This window comes from Microcoleus sp. Pol12A5, from assembly GCF_036701435.1.
In the GTDB taxonomy this organism is placed as follows: Bacteria; Cyanobacteriota; Cyanobacteriia; order Cyanobacteriales; family Microcoleaceae; genus Microcoleus.
On sequence record NZ_JAUBQU010000163.1, the window covers coordinates 1 to 9,996 of the forward strand.

The following is a 9,996-nucleotide window of genomic DNA, read 5'->3' on the forward strand; positions in this document are numbered from 1 at the left end:
TTAACAGTAGCAGAACTTTTTCCCGGTTGGGAATTGCCAGTTTCGGAATTGTGGCCTCCTATCTTTACTGAGGAAGAAACACAATGCTGATGCGTTTAAGCTTGGGATTGTTGTTGTTGCAGAAAATAGCCGATTAGATAAAGGGAACCGCAAAGGATTGTTAGGTTGTCACCTGTAACAGCAGCATCTAAAGCTGTTGTTAAGTCGGAGAAGGCTTGACAGAGAGTTAATTCGGGGCAGATAATTTGAGCTAGAGTGGCTAGTTCTGCGGGGGATGATGAGTTGTGATCGGGTACGGGTACTAGGTAAAGTCGATCGCCCTTTTTGAGTAATGCTTTCAAAATATCATCGCAGTCTTTAGTCGCAAGAATCCCAATTACCCAGTTAATCGGTTGGGAACTGTTAATATTATCGACATATTCGCGCAGTGCGATCGCTGCGGCGGGGTTGTGCGCGCCGTCAATTAATATATTGCGGTTTTTCCAAGTTGTCTGCTGGAGTCTTCCGGGCCATTGGGTTTTGGCGATACCGTTTTCGATGGCGGTTGGGGATATTTGCCATCCTTGGTTTTGGAGAGTTTGCAAAGTGGCGATCGCAATTGCTGAATTCATTAGTTGAATTTTTCCCAGCAGCGGCAATTGATATTTTATTTTAACCGCATTTTGATTTAACTGATATTCTGCGAATCCTTGTCCTAAATCTACTGCTGGTTTTACCCAAGTCGCCGGACAGTCTAATTCTTGAATGCGTTTTTCTACTACTATTCTAGCTGATTCTGGCAATTCTCCGATAACTGCCGGACATTTTGCTTTAAGAATTCCCGCTTTTTCCCCAGCAATATCTGCGACGGTGGGGCCGAGTATTTGCCAGTGTTCGAGACTGATAGAACTAATGACGCTAGCGAGAGGTGTTTCGCAAACGTTAGTCGCGTCTAATCTTCCTCCTAATCCAGTTTCTATGACTGCTATATCTGCTTTTTGTTCGGCGAAATACCGCCAAGCTGCGGCGGTGATTATTTCAAATTGAGTGGGTGTTTCGGTGTTGTTTTCGGTGGCGGCGACAACTCGTTCTAGACACTGTTGCAATGCTGTTGGGGAAATCGGTTTTTGGTTGATGCAAATTCTTTCTGTCCAATCGATTAGGTGCGGGGATGTGTAGCGCCCGACTCGATAGCCTGCTTCTGTTAGTACGGAAGAGAGATAAGCGCAAACGGAACCTTTGCCATTGGTGCCGGCAATGTGGATAATGGGTACTTTTTGGTGGGGGTTATCTAGTTTTTCTAGAAGTTGTTTGATTCTTTCTAGGCCGAGGTGGACGCCGAAGTGTTGGTAAGATTGGAGGATGGATTCTGCATTCATTGAGGATGATAAATTCTGTTTGTGTGTGAATTATATTTTTTTATTAACCGCAGAGGGCGCAGAGTGAGAGAAGAAAGAAATAGATATCTAAGAAAAGAGAGGTTTATAATTGATTTATTGTATTTATTGCGGGCGAAAAAAGGTGGCTTTTGATATTATTTCTCTGTTTTCTGGTTGTGGGGGGTTGGATTTGGGTTTTCGCTTAGCTGGGTTTAATCCGGTTTGGGCGAATGAATATGATAAGTCTATTTGGGATACGTATAATTACAATCATCCTGAAACTATTTTAGATCGCAGAGATATCAGAAAAATTAAATCTGATGAAATTCCCAACTGTATTGGGATAATCGGCGGGCCTCCTTGTCAAAGTTGGAGTGAAGCCGGGGCGAAACGCGGAATTGATGACAGTCGGGGTCAACTTTTCTGGGAGTATATCAGAATTGTGCGGGACAAGCAGCCTTTGTTTTTTTTAGCTGAGAATGTTAGCGGTATCTTGGCCCCCAGAAACAAGGATGCTTTTACTTATATATTATCGCAGTTTGAGGACATCGGGTATCGGGTTTCGTACAAGTTGGTGAATGCTAGAAATTTTGGGGTTCCGCAAGATAGGCAAAGGGTGATTGTTGTTGGCTATCGGGAAACTCTGGGTTTTGGTTTTGAGTTTCCCGAACCTGGAACCGAGGTTTTGACGCTGAAAGATGCGATTTTTGATTTGCAGGCGATCGCGCCTATATCAGTTAATGGTAAATTAGATAATTATCACGATTCTGTCCCAAATCACGAATGTGCGGATTTGGGGTTTTCCAGCCTTTATATGTCGCGCAATCGAGTTAGAAGTTGGTCAGAACCTTCGTTTACAATTCAGGCAAGCGGCAGACACGCGCCTCTCCATCCTCAAGCTAGTAAAATGATTTTGGTTGGCAAAGACAAGCGCATTTTTGACCCCAATTCGCCTCAGCCTTACCGTCGGCTTTCTGTGCGAGAGTGCGCGAGAGTTCAGACTTTCCCGGATGAGTTTATTTTTAAGTACAAGTATATTGCTGATGGATACAAAATGGTCGGCAATGCTGTTCCTGTTAATTTGGCTAGAGTTTTGGCAAGTAAGATTTTTAAGGATATTGTCATAGGGTATATGGCATTAGTCTCAACTTAAGCCCACCATCTACCAGTCACTAGGAAATGAATTCCGCGGTTTTTTTAGCGAAAGTTCTCCCTATGAAAACTAATCTCAAATCCCTGGACCTCAGAAGTATTCATCTCTCTCTTCTCTGCCTCTGTGTCCTCTGCAGTTTAATCATTCCCAATTATCTGTCATTTAAATTTTGTTAACTGACCGAGATTGTGCTGTATCGCATTTGTCCCGCGAATATGAGATAGGGGAGAACCTCCGTACAGAAAGCTGTTTAAGCTAACTTGATAATTTTGCTGAACGGCTAAATCCAGCCACAAATTGTTAATAGCATCTCCCGGCTTGTAGCCGGGAATGTTGTGCTGATAGTAAGGAAAACTGTCTATACAAGTATTGAAAAAGTTTTTGCGCCCGCAATGCTTTAAATACTGATATCGCGGCTTAAATTCAGTTTGATTTTCCAATACTGTATATATAGTATCTGCGAGAGATTCTGGGTCAAATTTGGCGTAAAGACCCGCACCTTCGGGGAAAACAGGCGATTTGCCTCTGGCGTATTGGTTGAATTCTTCAAAACAAATTACTGGTACGTTGCAACTCATGGCTTCGGTAATTCCCCGGTTTTTTCCTTCGAGGAGGGAACCGAGGACGAATGCTTGGGCTCGCGAATAATATGTGGGGATTTCGCTGTAGTAGTCAACTCTCGGCACTAAGTTAATGTAGTCGGAGGGATTGGTTAAAATTTCTTCGACTTGTTGCCATTCTTCTAAGGCGTACTGGTCGAGAGTTTTCAGGTTGCTAGCATCAAATTCGTGGCCGGTGACTACAGTTAATTTAATCGGTTTTTGCGGATATTTTTGGCGGTAAACTTTTAAGGCTTTGGCTATAATTGGCAAATTTTTTTCTTCGGAAATTCGGGAGACGGCTAGCAAGTCTATGTCTTTGGCGGGGACGTTGCGCGGGGAAATTAAGTATTCGTTGATGAAGTCGGTGTCTTGCAGTGGTATGATTGGTTTGTGGGCGCGATCGGGATAAGTTTTGCGAAACCATTTATCCCGCTGCGGGTTTTTGTATAAACTGGAGTAGGCGTCAGCTATGGGGGCCCAGGAGTAGGAGATTCCGGGGGAATAGGCGAAGGATAAAAATACTGAGGAAAGTTGGGGAAATAGTTTGTTGATGAGTTCGACTGCTTCGCTGAAATAAATTCCTTTGATGAAACGCCCTTCGTAAAACAGTGGGGGAAGCAAGACGTAGAAACTGACGGTATCGAAGCGGTGGGGTTGGTCTTCAAATATCTCCCAGCTAAAGGCGTCTAAGTCTGCATAAATTTCGGCGATTGGTTTGTTGATGTGGGGGTTGCGTAAATATGGCTTTTGTCGATCGTAGTTTCCGCGTACCATATAATTCTGAGTGTGAGTATCTAGCTTTTTTTATTTAACCGCATAGGGCGCAGAGGAGAAGAGAAGAGAGATCTTCACAAGTCATCTAAGGGTTGTTCTAGCGATTCATTGTCGCCAATTGTGAGGGCGAGTTGGTAGATTTGGCGGCGGGGGAGAGATGTTTGTTGCGCTAGTTGGCGGCTGGCTTGGGAACGACTTATGCCTTCTGCAATTAATGTTTGCAATTCTGCTTTGATGGCGTCTTCGGAAAATATTGGGGCTGCTGTTTGGATGCCGGCAATTACGAGGGTAAATTCTCCCTGGGGTTCGCGATTGGTGTAAAGTGCGATCGCACTTTCCATACTACCACGCCAAAACTCTTCGTGCATTTTAGTTAACTCTCTCGCCAGCACAATCTGTCTGTCGCTTCCCAAAGTAGTTGCTAAATCTTGTAAAGTTTGCCGCAAGCGGTGGGGAGATTCGTATAATATTATAGTGCGGGATTCTATTTGCAAAGCTTCTAAACTCTGTTGGCGTTCTTGACCTTTCACGGGTAAGAAACCTTCAAATACAAATCTTTCTGTGGGTAATCCTGATGCAGTTATACCAACAATGCAAGCGGTCGGGCCGGGAATCGGAATAATGTTAATATTAGCATCGGCGCAAGCTTTGACTAACTCGGAACCGGGGTCAGAAATTCCCGGCATTCCGGCATCGGTGACGAGGGCCAGATCTTTGCCTAAAAGCAGTTTGTCGATGAGTTCGGGCACTCGTTGGTGTTGGTTGTGTTCGTGATAGCTGATTTGGGGCGTTTTGATTTGGAAATGGTGCAAAAGTTTGCCTGTATGGCGGGTATCTTCGGCGGCGATGAAGTCTACTGTTTGTAAAATTCGGATGGCGCGAAATGTCATGTCTTCGAGGTTGCCGATCGGGGTTCCTACGATGTAAAGTGTTCCTGTATTGGGATTTGCTTGCATTTTAAGAGTGGGATTTTTTAACCGCAGATGAACGCGGATTAACGCCGATATGAAAACGGGATTATTTTTGGGATTGGCAACTTTAGATTTAGTTTATTTGACCGAGAAGCCTCCGGGTGAAAATCAGAAAGTTGTTGCTTCTGATTGTACCATTGCTGCGGGCGGGCCCGCGGCCAATGCTGCGGTCACTTTTAGCTATTTGGGGAATGCGGCGGTATGGGCTGGTGTTTTGGGCACTCACGCGATCGCCCAATTAATTCGTGCAGACTTAGCGGAGTATAATATCAGGATAATCGATTTGGAACCCGGGCGATCGCACTCGCCGCCAGTGTCCTCGATTATTGTAACTGAAGCAACGGGCGATCGATCGGTAATTTCCATCAATGCTACGAAATCGCAAGTTGACAGTCAAACAATTAACCATGATAGTTTAACATCAGTTAATATTGTACTGGTAGACGGGCATCAAATCGCAGCCAGCAAACAAATTGCTCAACTTGCCAAGTTAAAAAACATTCCCATTGTCCTCGACGGTGGCAGTTGGAAACCCGGATTAGAGGAAATATTGCCTTTTATAGAATGGGCCGTATGTTCGGATAACTTTCATCCGCCCGACTGCGACAATTCAGAACAAGTCTTTGCTTACCTGTCAGCGGCAGGAATTTCCCATATTGCCATCACTCGCGGCGAAAAATCAATTTTATACCTCAGCAATGACAGTTATGGCAGTATAGAAGTACCTCAACTTCAAGCCGCAGACACTTTAGGCGCTGGCGACATCTTTCACGGGGCTTTCTGTCACTACATATTGCAAAATAACTTTACCGATACTCTCACTGCAGCAGCTAAAATAGCTTCCCATTCCTGCAAAAGTTTCGGAACTCGTGCTTGGATGAATAAGGCTTAATTTTAAATAAAAATTAACCAAACTATCCGGTTAAAACCGCTCAAAGCTAGAAAAATTGAACTGGCAGCACTTGTTGAGTTAAAATCCTGACAGCAAGTTCGACAAAATTGGTGAACTTACCTCTTCTCTTCCTTCGCGGCATTAGCGCCTTCGCGGTTCGTTAACAAAATTGCTATATTAGTAAGACAAGTTAAAGTCACACAAAACACTCCCAAAACAACATACCCGAATCATGTCTGACACCCAACCCCTAACTATCACCCTTCCCCCTTTGCGGATTACCCTCACAGAACAACAGCAAGTTAACCTAGAATGGCTGACACAAAACTTGCCCAATCTACTCACTCCAAGCAAACAAGAAATTCCCGACAATATGAAACAGTGGGTGGCGGCTAATAAATTATTAAATAAACCCGACGAAGAAATCATTCAAGCCCTAGTAAATACCGGCATAAATGCGGAAACAGCCACCGCAGAAGTGAGGGAAATTTCCTCTCATCCCTACTTTCAAGCAGGAAGCCATTACGTCCAGTTATTGCAGAAATTAGAATCTCATCTCAGGATTAACAATCAATTAGCTGCATTGTCTTCCAAGTTTGGCACAATCGAACGCAAAAGCAGCCTTTCTAGAGAGTATTTTCTCGAAAATTACTACGCCAAAAATACCCCAGTAATTATTACCAATATTATGCACAACTGGAAAGCGTTGCAGTTGTGGACGCCGGAATATTTGCAGCAAAAATACGGCGATGCAGAGGTACAAATTCAAGCTAACCGCAACTCAGACCCGAATTACGAAATTAAGATAGAAAATCACAAGAAAATTGTTTTGTTCCGCAAATATGTAGAGATGGTAGTCAAGGGCGGACCTAGCAACGACTACTACATGGTTGCTAACAACAAAACTCTGGAAAGAGAGGAATTTAAGCCCCTATTCGACGACATTGAAATTTTCCCAGAATATCTAAATCCCACGGATACAAAAGGCAGAGTTTTCTTTTGGTTCGGTCCGAAAGGCACGATTACACCGCTGCACCATGACCCAGTTAATTTAATTTTAGCTCAAGTGTCTGGTCGCAAACTAATTAAATTGATTTCTCCGCAACAAACACCTCTGCTTTACAATCACGTCGGAGTTTTCAGCAAAGTTGACGGCGAGAATCCCGATTATGACAAATACCCACTTTACAGAGATGCGAAAATTATTGAAGTAATTTTGGAACCGGGAGAGGCTATCTTTATTCCGGTCGGTTGGTGGCATCATGTAAAATCATTGGAGGTTAGTATTTCGGTTTCATTTACTAATTTTGTATTTCCCAATTATTATGAATGGAAATATCCTCATATTAATTGGTAATTGCTAATGTATGGTTTTCCGGGGCGGGCACGGGGGCACCGCCCCTACAGAAATTTGCGTTAATCGGCTTTCATCTGCGGTTCACAAAAAAGAAATTTATGAAAAATCTCGAAGAAATCAGCGAAATTGCCCGATCGATCGCCTGGAGTGCATCAGATATCCTACAATCCTATTATCGGCAGGATTCCAACACTCCTAACCTCGACATCCAAGAAAAAAAAGATGGCCCCGTCACCGCCGCCGATGTCGCAGTCAATTCTTACATTCTCGACGAATTGCAGTCGGCTTTAGGGAATGCAGAATTTGGGTATCTCAGCGAGGAAACTTACAAATCTTATTTGAAAACCAACGGTCAAGTTCCCTTACCTCAAAGTTGGGTTTGGATTATTGACCCTTTGGATGGAACGCGAGATTTTATTGACAGAACAGGTGAATTTGCAGTTCACATTGCTTTAGCCTTTGAGGGAAGACCGATATTGGCAGTGGTGGCTTGGCCGCAACAGCAAAAGATTTATTACGCAATCCGCGATGCGGGTGCTTTTATGGAAAATCGGGACGGGTCTGCGGTCAAATTGCAGGTTTCGGCGCGAAATATAGTGGCAGATTTATCTATAGTAACTAGCCGCACTCACCGGGGCGATCGCTTTAATCAATTGTTACAAAAACTGCCATGTCAAAATCAACTAGCTGTCGGTAGTATCGGCTGTAAAATTGCGACAATTGTGGAACAAAAAGCTGATGTTTATATTGCTCTTTCGGGAAAGTCGGCGCCTAAAGATTGGGATTTGGCGGCGCCGGAATTGATTTTGACAGAAGCGGGCGGCCGATTTACTCGTTTTGACGGTTCTACTTTGCAATATAACCGGGGAGATGTGAGTCAGTGGGGGGGATTGTTGGCGAGTAACGGTTGCTGTCACGCTGCTTTGTGCGGGCAAGCTGAGCAGATTTTAGCGGGGATAGATGGGGGTTTGCGGTAATCAAAAGTTTAGTAGGGTGTGTTAAAAGACCGTATTTTCTGCACAACTAATTGCTGACGCACCCTAAAGTATGTATCAAAATTGCTTAGTTTGAAATTTCTGTACAATTGCACTTACGTTTCACAAATATTTGTGGTAAATCAATCTCGCATTTTTTACAGTAATAATACTTAAGTATTTTCTAGCTCTTTACCAAAATTTTAATTAACCAACTATTTTTTAAGAAAAATTTACATATTTTATGTAAAAAAACTGTTAGGGTTACGACAAAAGAGGAACACTCACCGGATTTTTACGGAGAAAGGGTGTGTCTGTATAAATAAAAATTGATAGATAGTTTCGGACGCCAGTCACGAAAGGGCGGAATTTTTGTATTTTTTTGAAGCCCCAGTCAGGTGGATTATGCCAAATTTAAATAATCAAGTTTCTGTAAGGTCGATCGCCTTTATCGACCCTCAAGTTGAAGATTATCAAAGTTTGATTGCCGCAGTAACGCCGGGTACGGAAGTAGTCGTTTTGGATGGGCATAAAGATGCGATCGACCAAATTACTGAAATTTTAGCTCTTCGTACCAATATTGACAGCATTCACATCATTTCTCACGGCAGTCCAGGCAGCTTGCAACTCGGCGAAGGTAGCTTGAGTTTAGATGATATAGAGTGCGATCGGAATTCTCTACAGCAGTGGTTTTCGCCACGAACCGACTCAATCCCCAACAATCGACCTCACATTCTTTTGTATGGGTGCAACGTAGCAGCAGGCGAGACAGGTAAAGCATTTATAAAACGCCTGAGTGAGTTAACCGGCGCGTCGGTTGCTGCTTCCGAAAACCTCACCGGAAGTGCAGCAAAAGGCGGCGACTGGTTCCTAGAAGTAACATCAGGGAAAATAGCAACATCTTTAGCATTTCGACCAGAAGCGATCGCAGCTTACAGTCACGTCCTCAATACCTTTAGTTCTGGTGGTAACTTTAATGCGGGAAGCAGTCCATCTTTTGTTGCTGCTGCCGATTTCAATACCGATGGCATCTTAGATTTAGCTGTTGCTAACATCAGCTCGAATAGCGTTTCTATTTTACTGGGAAACGGTCAAGGAGGATTTAACTCTGGAACTGATTTGACTTCGGTATGGGGTCCTACCGCGATCGCAGTTGGAAATTTTAACGGCGATAACTTTTCCGACTTAGCGATAACTTCCACACAAGGTGTCGAATTTAGCAGCATTTATATCTTTTTAGGAGCGGGTAATGGCAACTTTAACAGTCCGGGATTTTTGAGTGCGAGCGATTACCCTAGTGCGATCGCTGTCGGCAATTTTAATGCTGATGATTTACCCGACCTTGCCGTTACTCATGCTTATGCACCTGAAGGCCATGTTGCCATTTACCTGGGAACGGGACAAGGCAATTTTCCCACTCCTGTTACTGTGAATGTCGGGCCAAGTCCCAGCGCTATCGCTGCGGGAGATTTTAACGGCGACAATTTCTTCGATCTCGCCGTCGCCAATCAAAATTCTAATAATCTTACCATCTTATCGGCAAATGGTCAAGGTAGTTTTGGCAATCCGACTAATATTAATGTCGGTCAAAGTCCGAGTGCGATCGCACTCGGAGATTTGAACGGCGACAATTTTCTCGATATCGCGGTAGCCAACAGCGGTTCTAATAACGTTTCAATTTTATTGGGAACGGGAAATGGCAGTTTTGCCATTCCGACCAATATTAATGTTGGTTTAAACCCAAGTGCGATTAAAATTGCTGATTTTAATGGCGACAGCAGACTAGATTTAGCTGTTAGCAACAGCGGTTCTAATAACGTTTCAATTTTGGCGGGAAATGGAACTGGCGGTTTTAGCAGTGCGACCAACTTTAGCGTCGGAACAAATCCGAGTTCTCTGGCGATCGCAAATTTCA

8 protein-coding genes are annotated in these 9,996 nt (G+C 43.7%); 5 read left to right on the forward strand and 3 right to left on the reverse strand.

What is annotated here, in order from left to right; all coding sequences use genetic code 11:
• Positions 1–95: 95 nt before the first annotated feature.
• Positions 96–1,358, reverse strand: coding sequence for a folylpolyglutamate synthase/dihydrofolate synthase family protein (locus QUA45_RS25980; RefSeq protein WP_333222634.1), 1,263 nt, complete (start codon positions 1,356–1,358; stop codon positions 96–98).
• Positions 1,359–1,500: 142 nt separating this feature from the next.
• Between QUA45_RS25980 and QUA45_RS25985 the strand changes: the two genes are divergently transcribed.
• Positions 1,501–2,511 carry a DNA cytosine methyltransferase gene (locus tag QUA45_RS25985; RefSeq protein WP_333222635.1) on the forward strand — a complete coding sequence of 337 codons (1,011 nt, stop codon included), beginning with the start codon at positions 1,501–1,503 and terminating at the stop codon, positions 2,509–2,511.
• A 158-nt stretch (positions 2,512–2,669) separates the two neighbouring features.
• On the opposite strand, the gene QUA45_RS25990 is transcribed toward QUA45_RS25985, so the two are convergent.
• Both QUA45_RS25990 and rsmI read right to left on the reverse strand, forming a co-directional pair.
• A complete protein-coding gene (locus QUA45_RS25990; protein ID WP_333222637.1) occupies positions 2,670–3,887 on the reverse strand; it encodes a glycosyltransferase in 1,218 nt (405 codons plus the stop codon).
• A 74-nt stretch (positions 3,888–3,961) separates the two neighbouring features.
• A complete protein-coding gene (gene rsmI, locus QUA45_RS25995; RefSeq protein WP_333222639.1) occupies positions 3,962–4,843 on the reverse strand; it encodes a 16S rRNA (cytidine(1402)-2'-O)-methyltransferase in 882 nt (293 codons plus the stop codon).
• A 49-nt stretch (positions 4,844–4,892) separates the two neighbouring features.
• Between rsmI and QUA45_RS26000 the strand changes: the two genes are divergently transcribed.
• The 4 genes from QUA45_RS26000 to QUA45_RS26015 form a co-directional block, all read left to right on the forward strand.
• Complete coding sequence (locus QUA45_RS26000) at positions 4,893–5,750, forward strand: PfkB family carbohydrate kinase (RefSeq protein ID WP_333222641.1); 858 nt, start codon at positions 4,893–4,895, stop codon at positions 5,748–5,750.
• A gap of 232 nt (positions 5,751–5,982) precedes the next feature.
• On the forward strand, positions 5,983–7,107 hold the full coding sequence (locus QUA45_RS26005; RefSeq protein WP_333097733.1) for a cupin-like domain-containing protein: 1,125 nt from the start codon (positions 5,983–5,985) through the stop codon (positions 7,105–7,107).
• 98 nt (positions 7,108–7,205) lie between these two features.
• Positions 7,206–8,084 carry an inositol monophosphatase family protein gene (locus QUA45_RS26010; RefSeq protein WP_333097731.1) on the forward strand — a complete coding sequence of 293 codons (879 nt, stop codon included), beginning with the start codon at positions 7,206–7,208 and terminating at the stop codon, positions 8,082–8,084.
• A 402-nt stretch (positions 8,085–8,486) separates the two neighbouring features.
• Positions 8,487–9,996: DUF4347 domain-containing protein (locus QUA45_RS26015; protein ID WP_333222643.1), on the forward strand; the 1,510-nt coding region annotated here is incomplete at its 3' end.